Genomic DNA, 1,621 nt, shown 5'->3' with positions numbered 1-1,621 from the left:
AAGAAAAATTAAGATAAAAAAACAAAAAAGGATTTTTCATTGGAATTTAATGATGTGAAATTTAAAATCAAAGAATTTGAAAGTGTAGATATCATCAGTGGTTATTCTCTTGCCTTTTATTTACCTAAAGAAGAGCATATGATAGGAGAAGAAAACAAGAAGAAAAAGCAAAAAACAAAAAAAGATGAATATCGCATCAATAAAAGCAAATCTTTAGAATATATACAAACAATCAATAAAGAAAAAGAAGAAGAAATTGAAAAACTTAAACTTCAAAGCAATGAAAAAATCAATGAAGAATTTGATAAATTAAAAGATGGTGCTTTGCCTGCTAAAGGATATAAAAGAAAAGATTATGAATACGATGTATTTTATGATATTTATACAAGTGATGATAATATAAAAAATCATATAAGATCATTTTCAATAGATAATGGCGTGGCAACAGTAACAAAGGATTTCTTGAAAGAATTTTATGAAAAATCTTTCAAGAATGAATCTGGTTATAAATGGTGTCTTATACCTAGACTAATCTGTGATAAAGGAGAATCTAGTTTTGATCCTGTGCCTATTTTAAATAGCAGCTTTGTCATTTCAGAATTAAGCAATATCAAACAAAAAACCCTTACTTTTCAAAGAAAAATAGCCAATGTGGAACATCCAAGTCATTTTGCTTTACAAAGTCCTAAGGAATTTAAAAGTATGCTTGAAAATGAGCAAAGCTTTGCTTCTTATGGTGGTAAAGAAAAACAAATAAAAGATCTTTTAAAAACCGCACAACATAAGCTTGAAACCATTAAAAAAGCAGATGGAATTTCTAAAAAAACTAAGGAAGCTTTAGAGAAAAAGCAAAGAAAAGAAGTTAAAAAATGCAAAGAATTAAAAAATAATAAGAAAAAAATTTCACCTAAACTCATAGGAGATACGGGAGAATATGTTGCTTCTTTGCTTTTTGGGAAAAGATCTACACGCTATTTAAGCAATCAAAGAAAACTAGATGCGAATTTTAACATTCATAGTTTTAATCATACTATACCTGATTTTTTAGTAAATATTAATGGTATTCCTAGTTTAGTCGAAGTTAAAAATGTCCAAGTTCAAAGTCTAACAGAACAAATAAGTTTTGAGTTAAAACTCGCTAGAGAATATGAGCTTGATTACATCTTTGTGTGTAATCATTATACACATTTAACAGAAAATGTAACAGGAAGTGTATTGACTCGTGAAGAACATGAAAAACTAGCACTCGATGGAAAAAAAGTAGGTGAGTTTAATAAAGAAACAAAAAGATTGAAAAAAACAAAGGTGGTAGAAATCCTAAATGAAAAGGATAAAGACAAGCAAAATTGGTCTGAAGTATCAAATATTCAAACTTCTCGTTTGAGAATTTTTTCAGAAAAAGGTGGAGATTGTGATGCAAGAAGTGGCTTTATCTACCATAGGCATTTACATAGAAGCATAAAAACTGCTTTTAAAGAAATATATCTACATCATATAAAAGGAGCAACACCTAATAAAATAGTAATAAAAAGATTAAATTTAAATAATGCAGAAGAATTAGAAGAAGTTTTTAATGAAAATAAAAACCTTCAAAAAAGTTAAAGAAGTTTTGTGAAAATCA

General features: G+C 27.3%; 1 protein-coding gene. It reads left to right on the top strand.

The features are described from left to right. The first annotated feature begins 39 nt into the window (after window positions 1-39). Complete coding sequence (locus L8U04_RS08210; RefSeq protein ID WP_263709817.1) at window positions 40-1,602, top strand: putative toxin; 1,563 nt, start codon at window positions 40-42, stop codon at window positions 1,600-1,602. Window positions 1,603-1,621 lie beyond the last annotated feature (19 nt).

This window comes from Campylobacter sp. IFREMER_LSEM_CL908 (genome assembly GCF_025771545.1).
GTDB classification, from domain to species: domain Bacteria; phylum Campylobacterota; class Campylobacteria; order Campylobacterales; family Campylobacteraceae; genus Campylobacter_D; species Campylobacter_D lari_D.
Note: the sequence above shows the minus strand (reverse complement) of the source record. Positions and strands in the feature narration are given on the sequence as shown.